The 20830-nt window shown below is 37.6% G+C and carries 18 protein-coding genes; 13 read left to right on the top strand and 5 right to left on the bottom strand.

Annotation, left to right across the window (positions count from 1 at the left end; all coding sequences use genetic code 11):
- Window positions 1-49: 49 nt before the first annotated feature.
- Complete coding sequence (locus tag RHO15_04390) at window positions 50-1345, bottom strand: serine/threonine transporter (protein ID WVD64757.1); 1296 nt, start codon at window positions 1343-1345, stop codon at window positions 50-52.
- A gap of 558 nt (window positions 1346-1903) precedes the next feature.
- On the opposite strand from RHO15_04390, the gene RHO15_04385 reads away from it, so the two are divergent.
- From RHO15_04385 to RHO15_04375, 3 genes are all read left to right on the top strand, one after another.
- A complete protein-coding gene (locus RHO15_04385) occupies window positions 1904-2167 on the top strand; it encodes a helix-turn-helix transcriptional regulator (GenBank protein ID WVD64756.1) in 264 nt (87 codons plus the stop codon).
- A gap of 124 nt (window positions 2168-2291) precedes the next feature.
- Window positions 2292-2819, top strand: coding sequence for a hypothetical protein (locus tag RHO15_04380; GenBank protein ID WVD64755.1), 528 nt, complete (start codon window positions 2292-2294; stop codon window positions 2817-2819).
- A gap of 20 nt (window positions 2820-2839) precedes the next feature.
- The gene (locus RHO15_04375; GenBank protein ID WVD64754.1) at window positions 2840-3385 is read left to right on the top strand and encodes a hypothetical protein; all 546 of its coding nucleotides are present in this window, start codon (window positions 2840-2842) and stop codon (window positions 3383-3385) included.
- Between the two features lie 89 nt (window positions 3386-3474).
- On the opposite strand, the gene RHO15_04370 is transcribed toward RHO15_04375, so the two are convergent.
- Window positions 3475-3819 carry a TM2 domain-containing protein gene (locus tag RHO15_04370; protein ID WVD64753.1) on the bottom strand — a complete coding sequence of 115 codons (345 nt, stop codon included), beginning with the start codon at window positions 3817-3819 and terminating at the stop codon, window positions 3475-3477.
- Between the two features lie 415 nt (window positions 3820-4234).
- On the opposite strand from RHO15_04370, the gene RHO15_04365 reads away from it, so the two are divergent.
- On the top strand, window positions 4235-4762 hold the full coding sequence (locus RHO15_04365; protein WVD64752.1) for a DUF2165 domain-containing protein: 528 nt from the start codon (window positions 4235-4237) through the stop codon (window positions 4760-4762).
- Between the two features lie 185 nt (window positions 4763-4947).
- Here RHO15_04365 and RHO15_04360 read toward each other — a convergent pair whose 3' ends face one another.
- Window positions 4948-5364: a YgiW/YdeI family stress tolerance OB fold protein gene (locus RHO15_04360; GenBank protein ID WVD64751.1), complete on the bottom strand. Its 417-nt coding sequence runs from the start codon at window positions 5362-5364 to the stop codon at window positions 4948-4950.
- Window positions 5365-5716: 352 nt separating this feature from the next.
- Between RHO15_04360 and proP the strand changes: the two genes are divergently transcribed.
- Window positions 5717-7222 carry a glycine betaine/L-proline transporter ProP gene (gene proP, locus RHO15_04355; GenBank protein ID WVD64750.1) on the top strand — a complete coding sequence of 502 codons (1506 nt, stop codon included), beginning with the start codon at window positions 5717-5719 and terminating at the stop codon, window positions 7220-7222.
- 469 nt (window positions 7223-7691) lie between these two features.
- Complete coding sequence (locus tag RHO15_04350; GenBank protein WVD64749.1) at window positions 7692-7940, top strand: hypothetical protein; 249 nt, start codon at window positions 7692-7694, stop codon at window positions 7938-7940.
- Between the two features lie 394 nt (window positions 7941-8334).
- On the opposite strand, the gene RHO15_04345 is transcribed toward RHO15_04350, so the two are convergent.
- The gene (locus RHO15_04345) at window positions 8335-8478 is read right to left on the bottom strand and encodes a hypothetical protein (protein ID WVD64748.1); all 144 of its coding nucleotides are present in this window, start codon (window positions 8476-8478) and stop codon (window positions 8335-8337) included.
- 310 nt (window positions 8479-8788) lie between these two features.
- On the opposite strand from RHO15_04345, the gene RHO15_04340 reads away from it, so the two are divergent.
- From RHO15_04340 to RHO15_04310, 7 genes are all read left to right on the top strand, one after another.
- The gene (locus RHO15_04340) at window positions 8789-9370 is read left to right on the top strand and encodes a DUF2975 domain-containing protein (GenBank protein ID WVD64747.1); all 582 of its coding nucleotides are present in this window, start codon (window positions 8789-8791) and stop codon (window positions 9368-9370) included.
- A 12-nt stretch (window positions 9371-9382) separates the two neighbouring features.
- Complete coding sequence (locus RHO15_04335) at window positions 9383-9556, top strand: helix-turn-helix transcriptional regulator (GenBank protein WVD64746.1); 174 nt, start codon at window positions 9383-9385, stop codon at window positions 9554-9556.
- 957 nt (window positions 9557-10513) lie between these two features.
- Window positions 10514-12055: a DNA cytosine methyltransferase gene (locus RHO15_04330; GenBank protein ID WVD64745.1), complete on the top strand. Its 1542-nt coding sequence runs from the start codon at window positions 10514-10516 to the stop codon at window positions 12053-12055.
- Between the two features lie 95 nt (window positions 12056-12150).
- Window positions 12151-13635 carry an ATP-binding protein gene (locus RHO15_04325; GenBank protein ID WVD64744.1) on the top strand — a complete coding sequence of 495 codons (1485 nt, stop codon included), beginning with the start codon at window positions 12151-12153 and terminating at the stop codon, window positions 13633-13635.
- On the top strand, window positions 13598-16297 hold the full coding sequence (locus RHO15_04320) for a Z1 domain-containing protein (GenBank protein ID WVD64743.1): 2700 nt from the start codon (window positions 13598-13600) through the stop codon (window positions 16295-16297). The genes RHO15_04325 and RHO15_04320 overlap by 38 nt, the downstream gene beginning before the upstream one ends.
- Complete coding sequence (locus tag RHO15_04315; protein ID WVD64742.1) at window positions 16287-17258, top strand: PD-(D/E)XK motif protein; 972 nt, start codon at window positions 16287-16289, stop codon at window positions 17256-17258. The genes RHO15_04320 and RHO15_04315 overlap by 11 nt, the downstream gene beginning before the upstream one ends.
- 1 nt (window position 17259) lies before the next feature.
- Window positions 17260-19068: an AIPR family protein gene (locus RHO15_04310; protein WVD64741.1), complete on the top strand. Its 1809-nt coding sequence runs from the start codon at window positions 17260-17262 to the stop codon at window positions 19066-19068.
- 339 nt (window positions 19069-19407) lie between these two features.
- On the opposite strand, the gene RHO15_04305 is transcribed toward RHO15_04310, so the two are convergent.
- Window positions 19408-20265, bottom strand: a complete 858-nt coding sequence (locus RHO15_04305) for an integrase domain-containing protein (GenBank protein ID WVD64740.1) — start codon at window positions 20263-20265, stop codon at window positions 19408-19410.
- Between the last annotated feature and the right edge of the window lie 565 nt (window positions 20266-20830).

Here is a 20830-nt window from a genome sequence, read left to right as displayed (position 1 = left end):
TTCATACTTGTTATCGTCTTTCTATATATAGGTTCTGTCTAGTCGGTTATCAATGGGCCAGGCTATAGATTGCCGCTGAAATGGCAATTAATCCCATCACCACGATAAACACGTTGCTTAACTTACCGCGATATTTGGCTAATGCCGGTAACTTATGAATCGCATACATCGGCATGATAAATAAGATCAGCGCGAGAACTGGGCCACCTAATGATTCAATTAAACCTAAGATACTTGGATTTAGGGTCGCAATTAACCAAGCCGTCACAAACATAAAGAGTGCAGCAATTTTGTCTAAACGTTTTTGATCAATCGATTTACCGCGGCTACGTAACGCTTTATTCACGATACCGTTAAAGCCCTCTTTACCGCCTAAGTAATGACCTAAGAATGATTTAGCCATCGCGATGAAAGCAATTGGTGGTCCAATATAGGCAATAACGGGTGAATTAAAGCGATTAGCTAAATAAGATAGAATAGAGATATTCTGCGCTTTTGCATCTAACAGTTCAGCCGGGCTTAAGCATAATGCACAGCTAAAGACAAAGAACATAACTGTGACAACCATCATCACATTACTCGCTGCAATGATTTTGCTACTTTTGGGTTCCGCAAATTTTTCGCCGTACTCTTTACGTTTCGCCACCGCTAATGATGAAATAATTGGCGAGTGATTGAAGGCAAATACCATCACTGGGATCACTAACCATAGCGTCATCCAGATACCCTGACTACCCGCCGCTGTGCTACCTGACCATGAGAAATCAGTGAAAATCAGGCCATTCCATTCTGGAATTAAGAACAGACCTAAAATCATTAATACCGCGATAAATGGGAAGACGAGTACCGACATGACTTTCACAATCAGCTCTTCACCCACGTGCACAATCAGCATTAAAGCCGCCACTAAAATGAACGAGAGTAGCGCTCTTGGTGGTGGCGTCATCGCTAATTGGTGGGTCATAAAGCTTTCAACCGTATTGGTAATCCCCACGCTATAGACCAATAAAATGGGATAAATGGCTAGGAAATAAAGCACAGTAATGAAGTTACCGGCAGTGCGACCAAACGCTTCTTCCACCACTTCGGTAATATCACCATCAGGATTTTTACCGGATAAAACAAAACGGCATAGAGCACGATGGGCAAAAAAGGTCATTGGAAAGGCAAGAACTAACATCACTAATAAAGGAATCAGTCCACCAACACCGGCATTAATCGGTAAAAATAGTACCCCTGCACCAATCGCGGTGCCATATAAACTGAGCATCCAGATCGTATCGCTCGATCGCCACTTTGGCATCACGCCCGCAGAAGCGGTTTCTTGTTTGACATTTTGACTCATGTATTATCACTCTTTTTAAAGTTAGGAATTTAATTTATCGGGGCTATTATAATCAAAAAACCAGAAACTGCGCTGTGAGCCGAATCACAAAATAGATAAAATAATTGAATAAATTCAATAACTTACAAAACAAATTTTGATGCTTTAACCCTAAAAAAACCGTAAGGTATCAATTTTGACACCGGTCACTTATTGGCGACCTCAATATGGCTCACTTTTGATACTATCGACCTAAAAATAACCATAAAGACCGATCTGAAAAAATAGACCGCCTTTTTATCTGAATCACGCCAGATAAGCAAGGGAAATTTATTTATGCCGACCGCTAATACCCCGCATCAATATCTTTTCCGCCATAAATGTACCGGAATCACAGCTGAGCCTTATCACCATCATACGACATCGCGCTGACTACTCAATCAGTGAGTTTGCTTAGCACCACAGGTGTAGCTAACTCGTTAAGCGATCCATACTACGTTATGCGTAGTATCGAGTCTATCACAAATATCTGATTATCGTTACCTCTAGCAACGCCATTTCTGAGGAACGACAGCTAATATGAATAAATATCGCGCTATATTTTGTGCAAGGCTTAAGCAGATCCGACTGGCACGTGGTCTGTCCCAAAAACAGTTAGGCAAATTAGCTGGTATTGATGAGTTTGTCGCCAGCACGCGTATCAACCGTTATGAACAAGGCATTCATGAAGCCAATTTGGATACTGCCGGCAGACTCGCTGAAGCCTTAGCGATTCCCCTAGCCTACTTTTATGCTGAAGATGATGGTCTGGCCGCGATGATTTTGCAATATCATCATAAATAAAATAATAAGATAAAGTATGTATAAAAAACCAAGTTCGTTATTTGAATATTTTTAGGAAAACCCACAGCAATTTGAGAGAAGAAAAGTTTATTCCCGATTTCTGATTATTTTCTGGCTAATGATTATGGTTGTTGGATTTTTTATCCATCCGATTATTAGCGTTATTGGTTTATTCATCTTGATCTTTTTTGTTCTGCTAAGACCCCAACGCTATTTCTTTAATCTAAATAACAATCATAAGATTGAAGATGTCATGGAAGCACCCTTTGCTAATTATGTAATGAACAAAGAAGAGATTATCAGTTGCTTCTTAAACAAAAGATTTAATCGTTTGATTCAATTACTCGATCAGCCAGAAAATCAAGCTTATGCTGATCATGATTTTCCTATTTACACAGATGATATTGCGATGCTTGATGAACAAGAACGACGTTATTTCGATAATATCTATTTAGAAGTCGATGAAGAGATCAATAGCCCAAAATATTACTGTTTACTTTGGCAATCCCAAGAATATGCCCTAGATGATGAAGATGACGAGATCGCTATAAGCGAGGTAATGATTTTAGAAAATCATGATTATCGGGCCTTAAAAAATCTAATCGCGCCTGAAAAACAAAAAAACAATACTACACCATCACTTATCTCCTGATAAGCATCTTGGAATAAAAATTGAAAAAATATCCCGACTCGCTTGATGATTACTTTTTAGCCTCCCCGCTAATTTTTAAACCCAAAGGTATGAATAGAATATTACTCATATTTACGGGTTTTATTCTGCTGATTTCACTATTTTTTGCCATCATATCCATACCATTTGGTATTATGACCTTCTTATTTATATATCTCTTTGTAATAAGGCGACATCAGAAAAAATATGAGTTTAGCTATTTTCAGAATAAACAAACCGGTGGAAAGATAAAACACAAATTTTATAATACGCTGTCAGATCCAGAAATACCGTTATCGACCTTAACCAATCTCATTTCCAGAAAAAAATTTGCCGAATTAATCAATCACTTTCAGGGGACTGAAACTAAACAGAAAAATAGTATTGCACTTCACATTTATGAAAATGCAGAAGATAAAAAGTATTACGGTTTACTACTCAAAAACCGGGTTGCCACCAGAAATAATGACCAAGAAGCAGAGGGAATAAGTGATGTTTTTATTATTGAAAATAGCGACTATACTGAAATAGCCGATTTAATGAAGTAAACGCTAAAATTTCCCGGCAATATTATCGCGCTAAATTCAATCAATATGCTGGGAAATCGTCATCATAAAAGAGAGAGTAATTTGATCATTTAGATCACTTGCATCACTTTTTGAAAATTGCGCTCTTTGGTTTTTTTATAAGTCAGGAACCAGTCAATCACCGTCCAGATCATGCCGATAAATAGTAGATTTAAAATCAGCTTTAAGATGCCCAGACCAATATCACCCAGCATAAAACGATCGAGTCCTAACCAGCCAAATAGTAAGGAGATAATCAGTATCACCATCGGGTCGGTTAAACTGAGACTTTGAATACTCACTTGTCTCTCTTCTGGCATGTAGCTTAATTTATCTTTGAGCAAATAGACTTTATCACTCGGTAATTTATTAGCATTGGTTAAAAGAAAAATATCGGCAAATTGTTTCTGTTCCATATCTGTTGACCCCCCTGATTAAAATGGTTTTTTACCCAAACTCGCTTGCAATCGAATCAGCTATTATATTGATTTCGCGACCTTCTGCCTACCAAAATGCGTGCTGGCTTAATCAATTTCCCTTATATTCAGTCATACTGACTAAAACATGACGTCCCCAACAAGAAAAACCGTCTATACCAGCCATGCCGGAATAAAGCCCCCAACGCTAATCACTCAGATTATTTATTTTTATGGTTAACCCGTTATACTGAATAGGCTGTTCATCGGCAAGTGAATCATCTTTCCATGGCCTATAGCTTGAGATAGACGAGCAGCTTGCCTTCTAATATGCGGCATCAAGATACCATTATCTAGCAGCGTCGCCACTAGGTTATTAGCCAAGTCTTAAAACAACAATTAATATGGAGTGATAATGAAAAGTAAATTCGATGTAATCGCCACGCAGCAGCTATTAAAAGCCACAGTCGCCTTGATGGTCGGTTTTTTCTGTCTGATCGTAGGTTACGACAATATTATCGATTTTCAGACTAACTATGGTTTTGTCAATAGCGTACTGTCGATGAATACCATGGAACCGTTTTTCTCTGGCAGCACTGCCATCACCTCGCGGGCGATTGAGAGCCCAACGCTGCATCTGGCCGGTTATTGGCTGATTATTATCGGTGAACTGGTGGCCGGCACCGTGTGTATGATAGGTTCACTGACGATGTTTGCCTCCATCAAAAAAGCGCGTTTTGTTAATGGTCAGGTAATTTATCTGGCTGGCGCCGTCATTGCCGTCCTGATCTGGTACTTTGGCTTTGCGGTAATTGGCGGCGAATACTTCTCGATGTGGGCTAATAAGATGAATGGTCAAGCCAAAGCCTATACCTTTGCCACCTTTATTCTGTTAACCGCGATATTTGTCGCTATGCCGCTGTTAAAGAGAGATGATAAATAGGAATAACTGTATTGAGTGATGGGATAAACCGCGCTAGCGGTTTATTTTTTCAAGATTGGATAGCCAATAGCATCAAATTTTATGCCTATTTAGAAATAGTGATAATTAAAAAAATATCACTCCGCGAAAATCCAAACGTAAAAAACCGCTCAAAGGCGGTCTATTCGCAAATACACTTTCTATCACTACTTAGCCGGCGTAGCCGTCACCAACTTAATCTCTTTGACTTCAATCTCAATCGAGTTCCAGTCTTTATCTATCTCACCGGCAATTTCCACTACATCATCTGGGTTAATAGTCTGGCCGCGCCATCTATGTCGATCAATTTCAACTTGAATATCGCCAGTACTATCGCGGAAGGTGTACTCTTCTTTACCGGTCTGTTTGACGATATGGCCTTTTAACACAACCCAGGCATCATCCGGCAGCTGTTTAGCTTGCTCAACCGTATTGGCTGAAACTAACCCACCTTGAAAACCACCGGCACTTAACTCAGGATGCATAGTGCCATCATTAAATCCACCTTGCGGATGGGACTTGGCCATTGTGGCACCTGAAAGACATAATGTGGTAATTAGGCAGACCAAGGTTAATTTCTTCATATTTCATTCCTTGTTAATTAAATCTTTGTGTTGTTTTACCCGGTTATTTAACGCGATAAAGATTAAGGAAATCTTAATTTCAAAAATTATTTTGATTCATTCAGTTAGGGTGATTTTTTATGCTTAGATAAAAGCCTAATAGGTCAGCGTCTTAATATAGATTGCTTTGATTGCATCAATAGCATGCATAAACTAAATATATTCTTTATATTGGATAGATAGCATGAGAGGATGATGACTTAGACAATCACTGCTCAAAATTTTAACTATTTGATTAATTGTGCCTAAATGATTTAAACTAATTTTATTCGACCCTGAGCATGCGCTCATGATAAAACTAACGAGGATAACTATGCTTAAAAGGAAAAAAAGAGTAAAACCTATCACACTACGTGATGTGACTATCATTGATGATAGTAAGCTGCGTAAAGCCATTACCGCCGCCTCACTGGGCAATGCGATGGAGTGGTTCGACTTCGGCGTGTACGGGTTTGTGGCTTACGCACTAGGTAAGGTATTCTTTCCCGATGCCAACCCGGCTGTGCAGATGATTGCCGCTTTGGGGACCTTCTCGGTACCATTCTTGATTCGCCCGCTGGGTGGTCTGTTCTTCGGTAGACTAGGCGATAAATATGGCCGCCAAAAAATACTCGCTATTACCATTATCATCATGTCGATTAGTACCTTTGCTATCGGTCTGATTCCGGCTTATGCAACCATCGGTATCTGGGCGCCGATCTTACTATTACTGTGTAAAATCGCCCAGGGTTTCTCAGTCGGCGGCGAATATACCGGTGCCTCGATCTTTGTGGCCGAGTACTCACCTGACCGTAAACGTGGCTTTATGGGTAGCTGGCTGGATTTCGGCTCGATTGCCGGCTTCGTGCTGGGCGCCGGTCTGGTGGTGCTGATCTCTGCCATTGTCGGCGAAGCCAATTTTCTTGAGTGGGGTTGGCGTATCCCCTTCTTTGTGGCGCTGCCGTTAGGAATTATCGGCCTATATCTGCGTCATGCACTGGAAGAGACGCCAGCGTTCCAACAGCATGTTGAGCAGCTTGAACAAGGCGATCGTCAGGGTCTGCAAGAGGGTCCGAAAGTGTCTTTCAAAGAGATTGCGGCCAAACATTGGCGCTCACTGCTGGTCTGTATCGGAATTGTACTGGCGACCAACGTCACCTACTACATGCTACTGACCTATATGCCAAGTTATTTGTCACACAATCTGCACTACTCTGAAGACCATGGCGTACTCATTATCATCGCTATCATGGTAGGAATGCTATTTGTCCAGCCGTTTATTGGCTTGACGAGTGACCGAGTTGGCCGTCGGCCGTTTATTCTAGGTGGCAGCATTCTGCTGTTTATCTGCTCGATACCCGCATTTATGTTGATTAACAGTGATGTACTGGGGCTAATTTTTGCCGGTCTGCTAATTCTGGCGGTGATCCTTAACTGCTTTATCGGCGTGATGGCCTCCTCTTTACCTGCCATGTTCCCCACCGAGATCCGTTACAGTGCGCTGGCTATCGCCTTTAATATCTCAGTATTGATTGCGGGTCTAACGCCGACTGTGGCAGCCTGGCTGGTGGCGGTAACTGATAACTTAATGATGCCGGCCTACTATCTAATGGCCGTGGCGATTATTGGTGTGGTCACCGGATTCACCATGAAAGAGACCGCTAATCGTCCCCTAAAAGGCGCCACCCCGGCCGCCTCGGATATTCAGGAAGCTAAGGAGATTCTGCGCGAACACGAAGATCATATTGAGAATAAGATTGAAGATCTCGACGCCCAGATTGAAGACCTGCAGAAACAGCGCAGCCGTCTGGTTGATCAGCATCCGCGGATTAATGAATAGCTATATACTGGATCAGCGGTTTATTGCTCAGTGACCGCCAGCGATCTTGGGTTGATATTGCGCCAACTAATTGAGGCTGGCGCGATTTATATGCTTATAACTATTTTAACAATACCGAGCTCAATGGTTATTATGTGCATTCTAATCAACTATTCTCCCCCCCATCGTTAATGACAAGCAAGTTATACGCTTGCCTCAGCCTTAACAACCAAGTGTTCATATGGCAAGTTGATGACAACTTAAAAAATGTCGATGAAATCACCTTAACGCTATAACTTTATAACTCTCAATAGTCATAATGCTATTTTATCGTTGGTTTTATGCATCCGCCTTTTTGGGATATAACCTAGTTCTTATTAGGCAATTTGGAAAATTCTTTTTTAATTTATAATGACTTACAATTTGTAATGATTTAAAATTTATCTCAACTGCTGTATTTTTAACCTAAACAATCAAAAAGGAGAGTGACATGAGAAAATTGATTTTAATTGTTAGTGCTATTTTAGCTATAATGTTGATATCTTCACCATCATATGCTAAAAAAATAAGTGGATCAGCACCTGTGCCAGCTACCGCGATTAGGTTAGCGTGGACGCAATCAGATTCGTTCAATGTTTATTGCTATTATCAAGAGTATAATATCAAAACCGGTCAGGTGATTAATACCTATAATCGCTCCTATATCCGCCGCCTCTTTACTGGCTGTCCAGCTCGTTAATTGACTTATATACATTCAATATAACTGCGGTGTAATATCATCACCGCAGTAATGCTGCCGCCATCCTTCAATGATGGCTTTATTTTATTGCGTTTAGAAAATTGCAATGAAGTGTGTAATCACTGTCTTAGTTTACCTTAATGAGATTAGCCGAGAAATTTTAGACAATTTTTTGAGCATACTTATTCATTAAATCATCTAATGATTTCGGCGCTGCTTTATATTGTTCTGCTTTAGCGAGTTCTTGCACTGAAGTATATTTTCTATGCTTAACCATAATCTGATTTCTCATTTCATAACAAAATTCAGCTGCCCCTTTAACTGAAATTTTTTCAATTAACAAGTATGGTGATTTCTGTTACCACTCTTTGAATATGTTGAGTATAACTTACTCTCACATTCGCATCATTTTTAACATCAACAGAAATCTGGTAGCCGCACTTTCAAAAGCTGCTATTGCTTTATCTAATATTTGATCACCTGCGATTAAATATTCTTTTTCAGTTGCATACTCACCATGAATATCTCTATATTCCATTAATATGCTCCTTTAATTTTATCTAAAAGAATCTCGGTAATATTTTTAGCTATATTATTATTTTCCAAGCTTTCAATTTTTATTATCACGTTGCCGGGTTTTGAATCGATACTTAGCCTAGCACAATTTTGCTTATCAAATAGACCTTGAAATATCTGACCTTTATCTGAATTAACAATATATTTCAACACTACTCGTTGTGTACCTCAAATAACCACACCCTCAAAAAATTAAATTTCGATAAATAATTATTGAATTACGATAATTTTTAATTATAAAACAATTATCATTTACTTAAGGAGAAAAATATATGCAATCGTCACAATATCCGGTACAAAAAGAGAAATCTCAACGTTTGGCACGTTTTAGTCAGTATATGGCAGTAGCCACTTTGGTTCTAATGGTTCTGATACTGCTAATTAATGTGATTTACTGGCTTTGGCCTGACTTTGCTTATTCATGGTTTGGCTTTTCGTTCAGTATTTCTATAGCAAAAATGATTGGGGTTGAAATAATCGATCTGCTGTTATGGCAACGTTTTGGTGGTATTGTCGTTTCAAGCCTGCCGCTCTTAACACTGGTTTTAGCGGCTTTAAGTCTATTTAAACTTTTTCGATTATATGCCAGAAAAGAGTATTTTTCTGAACAGGCAGCGCTTTATCTCGAACGCGTTGGTAAATTTGTGATGCTATGGGTGATCTTAAACTTTTTATGTCAGCCCGCTACCAGTTATTGGATGACAATGAATGCCCCCATTGGTCACAGAATGATTACGCTAGGATTGGGTTCTGAAGATATCATTGCACTATTTCTTTCAGCTTGTTTTTATATTATTGCTCGAATTCTAGGACAAGCCAGTACTGTATACATTGAAAACCAATCCTTTGTTTGAGAGAGATCTATTATGCCTATTGTTATAAGGTTAGACGTTATATTGGCAATGCGAAAAGTGAAGTCCAAAGACTTGGCTGCCGCGATTGGTATTACCGAAGTTAATTTATCTCTTTTAAAACAAGGGAAAGTTAAAGGGATACGATTTGAAACATTGGCTGCTATTTGTGCATACCTTAACTGCTAACCCGCAGATTTACTGGAATATGAAGCAGACCTACAATCAAATAAGGATGATTAACAATAAGCTAACACTTTACTGAATATCCTACAAAGCCTTGTTTAAATGCTAGTAAATAAGGCTTTAACACCTTTATTTATCTATCTTTGATACATTTAATCGGTATTAAAAAATACAACTGAAAGACAAAGTGGGCTGGCGGGAGTTGAATTATTTTATAGTTATTTGATTAATTAAAATAAAAATATTTTAATTTTTTTTCGTAGGCCAATTTGTGTGCCAGTTGGGGAAATGGGGAGGCTTTCAATTTATTCGGACGAGAAAATATAAAAATTGGCTTTATTATATCAAATTCAATAGTTCCTTGCTCACAAAGTACGGCTTTAAGTCAGTCTATTGGTAATTCGTCGGACTAAGCACATAAAATAATGTCAAGTATCTCTTTAAAACCTTCGATTCGTTTATTCCTGTTTAAATCCATATTTAGATGCTAGTCATGAAGATTTCATTAACACTAACATATTAATTTGTGCATTACATTCATAGGAATATAACCATTCTTCAATTCTCTCTAACAACATCACATCAGGTAGCTTAAGCCTACTTCCAATCTAACAACTAAAAAATAATCAAAGCATTACAATAAGATTGTATTAAATCATGAATAATTTTTCTGTCCCTTTTACAAATTTTATTCAATATGCTTTGTTCAATCAACGTATCTTTTGTTTTAATGGCAGGCATATTTTTACTACGGGTTTCTTTATAGTGAACATTAGCAATGTTATTTACAGAGTGACTGGGGAACAGTCATGAAACATTGATGAATAGAGTTATTAAATTTTATCTTTTCACATTCTACTTGCGAACTAAATTCAGAAATATGGAATAATTGATTGCTGAAAAAAAACAGCCTAGTATCATACTACCTATGAAAATGTAGGTTAGAAAAATATTAATAGTATGAAAAATAATAAAATTCTGGTGATTGATTTATTTGCAGGACCGGGTGGTTTAGGTGAAGGTTTTAGCTCGTGCCAGACATCAACCGGAGAGGCTGTTTTTCAAATTGGTGTTTCGATAGAAAAAGATCCTTCTGCTCACAGAACCTTAACAACCAGAGCCTTATTTAGAAAGCTAGCAAATAATCCTGAAGCCAAAAAAGATTACTATCATTATGTACAGGGCAAAATAACCCAAGAACAGCTTTTTGAAAAATATCCTGCCGAATCGGCTTTAGCTCTTGAAGAGACGTTAAAAGCACCTCAAACCCTAGGAGAGGATAACTCCTTTATTCATGAAAAAATAAAAGAGTTAGTTGAACATCATGAAGGGGCTAAAGTAGTGATTGGTGGTCCGCCTTGTCAGGCATATTCGCTGGCTGGTCGTTCACGTAATGCTGGTAATAAAGAATATAAAGCAGAAGAGGATCACAGACATTTCTTATATAAAGAATATTTAAAAGTATTGTCTATTGCTAAGCCAGAAGTGTTTGTGATGGAAAATGTCAGAGGTATTTTGTCTGCCAAAGTGAATAATAAACTGATATTCCCTGATATTTTGAAAGACTTGCGTAATCCTGGCGCTGCAACAAATACACCAGATATGTCAGAGTATAAAATTTATTCACTGGTGACCAAAGCAGATGATCCTGCTCATCCTGATTATAAAAACTTATCTGATTTTTTAATTCGTTCTGAACGTTATGGTATTCCTCAAGCAAGACATCGAGTCATTTTATTAGGTGTCAGAAATGATATTAAAGCTATACCCGATATATTAACCCGCTCTGAACATTACCCTGTTACAGTGAAAAGTATTATTAATGATTTACCAGTATTAAGAAGTGGCCTTTCTAAGCAAAAAGATACTGAGGAATTATGGGCTAAAACAATTTCTCTTCATATAACTAGGTTAAAAAAACTACTGGAAAAGCAATATGACCAAGATGTACTAGCATCACTGAAACTAGAACCAAGAAGGGAACTTCCTCGAGAGAGTAGTCAATATGATGATAAAAAGATAACGTCAATAGAAGAGCCATTGAAAAGCTGGCTATTAGACAATAAATTACAATGTGTACTTAATCATGAAACTAGAGGACATATTGAGTCTGACTTACTGCGTTATTCATTTTGTGCGATTTATGCTCTGCTTAATAATGGCACTTCACCCAAATCTCGAGATTTTCCTGCAGAACTTGCTCCCATGCATGCAAACTGGCAAACAGGTTCACACGCAGATAGATTCCGTGTTCAGTCAGCAGAGAACTTTGCGACAACAATAACCAGCCATATTTCTAAAGATGGGCACTATTTTATTCACTACGATCCAACGCAATGCCGTAGCCTAACTGTGCGTGAAGCGGCTCGCTTACAAACCTTTCCTGATAACTATTATTTTGAAGGAAACCGAACTCAGCAATACGTTCAGGTGGGGAATGCAGTTCCGCCTTTTTTAGCGAAGCAGATTGGAGAGATCGTCATGAAATTACTTTATAAATAATAAGTTAATTACTTTTTATTTTTACAATACTGAAAGTTGTATTTAAAATAGCATAAAATATAATTAGTGATATAAGTTATTCGCAGGAATGTAAAATGCCCACGGACTATAAGCTTATACCAAGCGCATCATCATTATCGGAGTCAATGAGAGATATAGGATATTCTCTCGCGACTGCTATCGCTGACATTATTGATAATAGCATTACGGCCAAAGCAACTCAGGTAGATATTTTCTGTGATTTATCAAAGCAAGATCCTTTATTAATTATTATTGATAATGGACATGGAATGTCTCCGAGTGATTTAATTCTGGCGATGAAACATGGTGCGATTAATCCTAAAGTACATAGACAACCTGATGATCTTGGTCGTTTTGGCTTAGGTATGAAAACGGCGTCTTTTTCTCAATGTCGTTGCTTAACGGTTGTAAGCTCTATCAACACCATCAGGAGTGCAGCTCAATGGGACCTAGATTATATTAGTGAAAAAGATGAATGGTTACTGGCAATTCTGAATGAAGATGAAATTTCTGCTATTGATTATACTGAATTGCTCCCTCAAACAGGTACTGCAGTTATATGGCAAAAATTAGACCGTCTATGTGAAAGTTCTAATATCTCTAAACGAGACGAAATTGTTAATGAAAAACTTGATCTTGTCGGCCAACATCTCTCATTGGTTTTCCATCGTTATCTATCAGGCGAAGCTAAATTACATCCCAAAATATCGATTAGAATCAATGGGCACCCCATAACTCCTTTTGACCCCTTTTGTCGACAAAATAAAGCGACTCAGCTATTGCCTAAAGAAATTGTTCGAATTCATAGTGAAGACGTCGCTATTCAGCCTTATGTTCTGCCCCATCATAGTAAACTAACTGCTGATGAATATGATTTTTATGAAGATCGCAGCAGCTTTATTTCTAATCAAGGTGTTTATATATACCGAAATGACAGATTAATGGCATGGGGTGATTGGTTTAGATTAATCCCAAAAGGTGAAGCCACTAAGCTGGTTAGAGTACAGATTGATTTCCCCAATGCGTTAGATGAAAGCTGGACTATTGATATTAAAAAATCTCGTGTCAGCCTACCAAATGAAGTAAAAGATAGACTGAGGCAAATCATTTCAAAGGTCACTTATGTTAATATCAGGATAAATAGAGGAAGAGGACAAAAACTCTTTCAGGAAGCAAAAGCACCAGTATGGGAACGTTATTCCGATCAAGGACAAATACGTTTTGAGCTTAATTTGGCTCATCCTCTACTCGATTCATTAAAAAAAGAGATGACCGAAAGTCAGGCGAAAATATTGACCTCATATTTAAATGCCGTTATGGGATCATTACCCATAGAAATGATTTATTCAGATTACTCATCAGCGCCAAGAGCTTTAGTCCAATATTCATCTGATGAAAATACAGTTTTTCAGCAACTAGAAGTCATAAGAGAAGCATTATCAGCTAATAATAAAATAAATTCTGATACCTTCAGAGATATCATTTCGTCAATGCGCATGTTTAATGATTACCCGGAAATAAGTGAAAAATATATTAGGGAAAAATTCAGTGGAAATTGATAAAAAGCACTTAGAAGCGAATAAAAACTTCATAGTTAGTTTGGTGAGTTTGTCAAAAATTCGCTGGACTGAAGATGTTCCAACACGAGAGGATGTAGAAGAACTTGGTAAAACATTAGCTATCATGATGGGCATAAATGGTGATATTCAAGATTTAATAAAAGAAGCTTACTTTGAAATTGATTGTAAAATGGGGCTTGGTGTCTCCTTAATCGATCCTGAAGCTCAACACGATAGTGAGTGGGTAAATAAACAAGAAGATATTAACTGGTTTTATTCCGATGCTTATGAAAAATATCTCAAGCAACAAAAATGGTCACCGACAGTTGTGCAGTCGTTAAGTGATGTAGGAAGCAAAATACTGGGCTATCTTCAGGATCCAACTTCGCCAGGGACTTGGGATAAACGAGGTTTAGTCATAGGCCATGTTCAGTCTGGAAAAACAGCTAATTATTTAGGCCTCGTTGCTAAAGCGGCTGATGCAGGCTATAAATTTATTATTATCATTGCTGGTATTCATAATAATCTGAGAAAACAAACTCAGGAGAGAATTGATGAAGGTTTTGTTGGAAGAACCAGAGATGAAGATAAATGGAAAATTGTTGGCGTTGGCGCCAGTCACAATAAATTTCCATATCCTGCTACATTAACCAATATTTATGCTGATTTTAATAAACAAACGGCGAATAACAGTGGCTGGAGTATTAACGGTTTTAGTAAACCCGTTGTGCTAGTAATAAAAAAAAATGTATCCACACTTACATCATTACGTGATTGGTTAGAAGATCTTAATGCTAAAGGCAATGGAAAAATTTCTGATATTCCGATGCTAATGATTGACGATGAAGCTGACAATGCCTCAATCAATACAAAAAAAGAAGATAATGACCCGACCAAAACTAACCGAAAAATAAGAGAAATCCTAAGTCTGTTCGAAAAATCATGCTACGTTGGCTATACCGCAACACCTTTTGCCAATATTTTCATAAACCCAGAGGCCTATGGCGATGAAAAACTACGGCAAGAGTTATTTCCAAAAGACTTTATTTATTGCTTAGATGCTCCTACCACTTATTTTGGCCCGGATAAGGTTTTTCTTGATGAAAAAAGCTCCGAGCAAATTTTACAAAAAATCACTGATGCTGAAAACTATCTACCATTTTGCCATAAAAAAAATTTTGAAATTCAGGCCTTACCGCCTTCATTATACGAAGCTATTTGCCAATTTGTTATAGTTAAAGCCATTCGCAACTTACGTCGACATCACGGCAAACACTGCTCGATGATGATTAATGTTTCCCGATTTGTTGATATACAAAAAAGCGTTCAATTACATATCAATATGTATCTTAAGAGTGTAAAAGAAGCAATCAAAGCTAACTACGCGATGCCTGAAGCATTTTCAGTAAAAAATAGCTATATGCAGCAACTACAAAAAGTATTTAAAAAGAGTTTTAGTGACTGTAATGTGACTTGGTGTGAAGTTAAAACTGAATTATTGAATGCAATCACTGCGGTTCGCACTGTTGTAGTCAACAGTTCATCAGGTGAATCTTTGAATTACAAAAAATATGAAAAAAACGGAACAGGATTAACGGTTATTGCCATTGGTGGACTAAGTTTATCCCGAGGCCTCACAATTGAAGGATTATGCATTAGCTATATGTACAGAAATACGCGAATGTATGATACCTTAATGCAAATGGGGCGATGGTTTGGTTATCGTCCCGATTATGAAGATTTATGTCGGATTCATCTATCCGAAGATTCAATAAATTGGTATGGACATATTGCCGAGTCCGCTGATGATTTAAGAGAACAAATTCAGCAGATGCAGGAAGATGGCTTAAGTCCGAAAAAATTTGGTCTATACGTTTTAGATCATCCTGACCGTTTGCTAGTTACCGCAACAAATAAAATGCGTAATGGAGAAAAGTGCACATTTAAACATAACTTTAGCGGTAAACTTGTTGAAAGTTATATTCTTCCGATTGATGAAAAGGTAAATAGTTCAAATCATAAGTTAATTCAAAAGTATTGGAGCTCAGGGTTTGGTCGTGGACTTGAATCAATAGAACGAACCCAAAAAGGTTGGTCTATTGAAAATGTGGAGCTAAATCAAATTGAAGAATTTTTGAAGTCTTTTCAAACACACCCTGATTTTTTAGAAAAGCGTTCAGCTGTTGTAACGTATCTCAAATCGATATCTCATTTATTCCCCCATTGTGATGTACTCTTAATATCTTTGAATGAAAATTCAACCCAAACAGAGTTTACTCTAGGTGCCCAAGAAAGAAAAAGCGCAACATTAAAAGAAAATGGTTACTGGCGTCTCCAAAAAGATCGAGTTGCAAGTAGAGGTGATGAAAAAATTGGTTTAACCTCAAACCAATGTGATAAGGCTATAGCGCTGGCTGCCAAAAGAGGAAAAAAGCCCTCAGATTTTCACTATCGAAGTATACGTAGAAAACCACTTTTAATGCTGCATAACCTTGATTTAGGTGAAGATAATAAGATTCAAAAAAATATACCAGCGTTTGGAATCAGCTTTCCTCCAGGCGAATATTCCCAAGGTATTACGGTTGTTGCCAACATGGTGTGGATTAATCAACTGCATGGAGGGGTATTTGATGCGCCAGAGGATGAGGAAGATGATGAATAAAACACTACCTTGGCATGATATTAAAACGCCTAAAGATGAATTCAGCGTAAGGCAAATTCGGCAATCTAAAAACCTACCATTATATTGGGGGAAAGATGCTGAGGGTCACTGTTTATTCATTTTTGAAATTGAAGCTAATGGAAAAGATCTATTTAATAACAATGAGATATCTATTTATGGAATCAATATTAATCTTAACGAGTTGAAAACCACAGGCAATCAGGCACTGGTTTTAACGCTCGGTAAGCATATTGATCAAGATCTCTTTTATCATCTTTGTCAGACGTTAATACAAGCATTAAATGAAGTTTTAGATCCACTTGTGGGCTTATCCGTAGCGCTATCACAAATAAAAAGATGGAAAATTTTTATGGCTAGTGCAAACGCGAAAATATTAAGCCCAGAAGAAATCCGCGGGTTGTTTGCTGAGCTGATATTCTTGAAACAGATGATTAAAAAAACAAAGTCTGAATATATAGCGTGTGAATCTTGGCAAGGCCCAGAAACATTACACCAAGATTTCATTTTTTTCGATACGGCGGTAGAGATAAAATCTCTTTCTGGAAGAGAAAAAAACACCATTAGGATTTCTTCAGAAAACCAGCTTGAAAGCGTTAATAATAATCTATTCCTCAAAGTGTTTAGATTAATTAATATGCCGGAATCTGAACAGTCATGCTCGTTAAATTCTTTAGTTAAGCATATTCAAGATTCTTTTACTGATTCTGAAGCGCTTGAACTATTTTACAATAAACTAGCCAAACTGGGATATATCACGTTACCGGCATATGATACAGCTAAATTCATTGTAGCTGATGAACAAACTTATCGCTTAGAAGACCATTTTCCTAAGTTAGTGCGAACACAATTATTACCAGGCATAGTAAACGTAAATTACGAAATCAAACTTGAGGCGATAACTTCATATATATGCCCAGAAAATGAGATATGGAGTAAATAATATGGAACAGACTCTCCAGCAATTTTTTCATGATTTTAGGCAAGGGTTTATTGCTGATGCTGAAGCAAACAACCATTTTCAACTTTCAGCATTTATTGAGTCTGTTACTAATGAATTAATTGAAACAGGTTTTCTCGAAGAGATTGAATTCTGTCATTATCGTGCTCAAAAAGGTATGCGTATCGATGGATACTGGTTCAATGATGAAGGAATTCTAGATCTGTTAATTGCAGACTTTGAATGTAGAGAACAACTGCAATCTCTAACCAAAACGGAAGTCAATGCTGCATTTAAAAGAGCGGTAAATTTTTTTATCGCCAGTAAAGAAAAAGGGTTATATCGTGATTTAGAAGAGACAACGCCTGAGTATGGCTTATCCCGCCAGATAAACGAGCACAGTGAGCTGATCAGAAAAATCAATTTCTATCTCATTTCCGAAAGAACATTAAGTGACCGCATTCACTCTTTTGACAACAACCAAGTATGTGGTATTACTACCTCATATCATATTTGGGATATCTCCCGGCTTTATCGCCAGCGGAGCTCTAGAGGGCATAAAGAAGCATTAGATATAAACTTTCCGGATAGTTATGGTGCTGGTATTCCCTGCTTACCCGCACACTTGGGCTCTGACAGTTACCAATCCTTTCTGATAGTTATGCCAGCGACAACATTAGCATCACTCTATGAAAAATATGGCGCAAGATTATTAGAACAAAATGTTCGCTGCTTTCTACAGGCTAGAGGGAATGTCAACAAAGGTATTCGATATACCATTATCAATGAGCCTCAAATGTTCTTTGCTTATAATAATGGAATAACAGCAACGGCTCAGGAAGTTGAGGTTATTAATGGTCAGTCTGGGCTGGAAATTATCAGAGTTAAAGATCTCCAGATTGTTAATGGTGGACAAACTACCGCATCTTTATTCCACACGCACTACAAAGACAAAGCCTCTTTAAATGGAATATTTGTTCAAATGAAGCTTTCAGTAATTGATAGTGATGAAAATGAAATTATTGTACCTAAAATTTCTGAGTACGCTAATACGCAAAATAAGGTTAATGTTGCAGATTTTTTTTCAAATCACCCCTTTCATATTTCTATGGAAGCATTTTCCCGACGGATATGGGCACCAGCACAACCTGGTGCGCAAAGGGAAACAAAGTGGTTTTATGAGCGAGCCCGTGGTCAGTATATTGATGCACAGAGTAAGTTAACCAGTGGTGAAAAGAAAAAATTCCAAGCTGAAAACCCAAAACAGCAAATGTTCAATAAAACGGATTTGGCTAAGTTTGAAAATGTCTGGGATGAAAATCCACGATTTGTTAATTTGGGCGCACAAAAAAACTTTGCTCAATATGCTAAACGTATTGGTAAAGAGTGGGAAAAATCCTCTGACCATTTTAATGAGCTGTACTATAAAAAGGCGATTGCGAGGGCTATTTTATTTAAGAAAACGGAAAAATTAGTTTCAGCTCAGTTCTGGTATAACGGAGGATACAGGGCAAATATAGTTGCTTATACATTAGCAATCTTAGGTTATTTTGTGGCATTAGAGCATAAATCAATAGATTTTATCAAAATATGGCAATTACAGTTGGTTCCTGAATCTTTTGAAAAAGCCATAATAATTACGGCAAAACTGGTACATGACGATATTATTCAGCCAAAACAAGGAATATCGAACGTAACTGAATGGTGTAAAAAGGAAGAATGTTGGCTTCGGCTAAAAAGTCGAGTTAATGAGCTTAATGAAATATTGCCGGCTGAGTTTAAAGATAACTTACTCTCGAACGGATCTGAATAAAAAAATATTAATGATATGGAGCAGGTCATTTATATCTAAGTCTAGTGTTCTGATTATTGCTTTTAAAATGACACTAGTATCACTTATTTTGCTAAAAGTTATAGGTGCACTAGTTAGTTATAATTAAAGTTGTTGCAAATACAGCTAAATCAACACATTAATCTCACATTCCAGCTATAAGAAGGAACCGCTGTTTGTTTAGCGGTTTTATCATGGATAAACTTATCAAATCTAAGAAAATATCAACTATCATTTTAGTCAAATTTGATCAACTAATATGATAATAATTTAAATATGTAATCAGTTTCTTGATAGTTATTATTTTGATATAAATAAGACTTATCCTCCCAAATAAACGGCCACCACCTCAATCCGCTCATGCCCAAGTTCCCGGCTAATTACTTGCCTAGCCCATTGATCTTTTATCTGCTGCTCAGGTGTTAGTTCTTTACTGGTTAATCCACCTGCTTTAGGTGATTTCCAACCGGTTAGCGTTTCATATCTTGTTTGAGCGTAAGCGTGCCGTAAGCCGTGCATTTTGTTGAGTCCTACTTTTTGGCATTGTCCGTCATAGGTATTTCGTTGTTGGATGTAGCTTTTATTGGCAGGGATAAGGGAACCTTTACCTGCAAAATGGTGGATTTGGTTTAGGATATCACGTTGATGTTGGGTTAATATGGGGACGATTCGTTGCCGACCGCCTTTTGTCCAACTGCCTTTTAGTAAAAGATGATCACCTTTGTCCGCATAGGCTGGTTGAAATTTGATACATTCTTCACGCCGTAAACCGAATGTTTGTTGCAAGATTAAACTCATCCGCACATAAGAATCGGTGATCTGTGTCAGCGCATCATCAGCGATATGTTTCGCTTTATTTTCTGGCGTTACATATTGTCGATGTTCAATACCAAGTTGAATGTTGTCTTTAGGTATGACGCTACTTTTACCGACTTTTTCCGCCCACCAACGTAGATGTGTCATGCGGTTTTTGATCGTGCCAATGGATAAATTTTGCGCCTGCCATTGTTCGACTAAATAGATAACGTGCTTAGGTTTGAGTGAACTCGCATTCATGCGCTTAAAACCTGCGCTTTTAAGCTGTTTGCTAATCATTGTTAAGTTGGTTAACCGTTCCGCTTGTGTTGCATGGCTACCATCTTTGTTACGCTGACATAAGCAGCGCAAATCATAAGTCAAATTATCTATTTTTACCTCACTTTACTCATTTGCTGAAAAAAATTGGTTAGTGTTAATGCCCATTTATTACCAGAAGTAATAAATTATCTGTAAAACAGATCTTAGGGCTGAATGTTCAGCACATTCAAGGTCTCCAATGAGACGTTTATGCGTTAGCCTGTAAGCCAATCACATAAAGTTTATGTTTAAAGTTAAATGAACCTCCTTTGATATATGCATTACCTGTTTAGGCATAACGCGGTTGTTAAGATTAATAAAAACGCGTTATGCCATAAAGAACGATAATGGCGAGTTATGTTAAAGTGACTACTCAAATAAGTAGCTCTCGCCCCTCTTGTTTGGGTAACAAGCAGTGTGCTAACGGGACATCACACTCTGGGTCATGGTTTATTCGGTCGACGACCGAACGGTGACTTAAAAAACCTGTAACCCTGGGTTTGCGCGCTGCACCAGCACGTCTTTTAAAATGATTATAACAAGCTAAAAAGTGCTGTAAATTCGGTTATTGAGCGAAAGTCTTTTATGTACGTCCTTGGGCGAAAAATATTTTTTTCAGCCCCTCATC

The organism is Orbaceae bacterium lpD01, from assembly GCA_036251705.1.
GTDB classification, from domain to species: Bacteria; Pseudomonadota; Gammaproteobacteria; order Enterobacterales; family Orbaceae; genus Utexia; species Utexia brackfieldae.
The sequence above is the reverse complement of the archived record's forward strand: the minus strand, read 5'-3'. Positions and strand labels throughout refer to the sequence as shown.

Bases quoted from the DNA above. Each gene is read 5' to 3' on its own strand.
- RHO15_04390 (WVD64757.1), bottom strand. From the start codon at position 1,345: ATGAGTCAAAATGTCAAACAAGAAACCGCTTCTGCGGGCGTGATGCCA.
- RHO15_04385 (WVD64756.1), top strand. From the start codon at position 1,904: ATGAATAAATATCGCGCTATATTTTGTGCAAGGCTTAAGCAGATCCGA.
- RHO15_04380 (WVD64755.1), top strand. From the start codon at position 2,292: ATGGTTGTTGGATTTTTTATCCATCCGATTATTAGCGTTATTGGTTTA.
- RHO15_04370 (WVD64753.1), bottom strand. From the start codon at position 3,819: ATGGAACAGAAACAATTTGCCGATATTTTTCTTTTAACCAATGCTAAT.
- RHO15_04365 (WVD64752.1), top strand. From the start codon at position 4,235: ATGAAAAGTAAATTCGATGTAATCGCCACGCAGCAGCTATTAAAAGCC.
- RHO15_04360 (WVD64751.1), bottom strand. From the start codon at position 5,364: ATGAAGAAATTAACCTTGGTCTGCCTAATTACCACATTATGTCTTTCA.
- proP (WVD64750.1), top strand. From the start codon at position 5,717: ATGCTTAAAAGGAAAAAAAGAGTAAAACCTATCACACTACGTGATGTG.
- RHO15_04350 (WVD64749.1), top strand. From the start codon at position 7,692: ATGAGAAAATTGATTTTAATTGTTAGTGCTATTTTAGCTATAATGTTG.
- RHO15_04345 (WVD64748.1), bottom strand. From the start codon at position 8,478: ATGGAATATAGAGATATTCATGGTGAGTATGCAACTGAAAAAGAATAT.
- RHO15_04340 (WVD64747.1), top strand. From the start codon at position 8,789: ATGCAATCGTCACAATATCCGGTACAAAAAGAGAAATCTCAACGTTTG.
- RHO15_04335 (WVD64746.1), top strand. From the start codon at position 9,383: ATGCCTATTGTTATAAGGTTAGACGTTATATTGGCAATGCGAAAAGTG.
- RHO15_04330 (WVD64745.1), top strand. From the start codon at position 10,514: ATGAAAAATAATAAAATTCTGGTGATTGATTTATTTGCAGGACCGGGT.
- RHO15_04325 (WVD64744.1), top strand. From the start codon at position 12,151: ATGCCCACGGACTATAAGCTTATACCAAGCGCATCATCATTATCGGAG.
- RHO15_04315 (WVD64742.1), top strand. From the start codon at position 16,287: ATGATGAATAAAACACTACCTTGGCATGATATTAAAACGCCTAAAGAT.
- RHO15_04310 (WVD64741.1), top strand. From the start codon at position 17,260: ATGGAACAGACTCTCCAGCAATTTTTTCATGATTTTAGGCAAGGGTTT.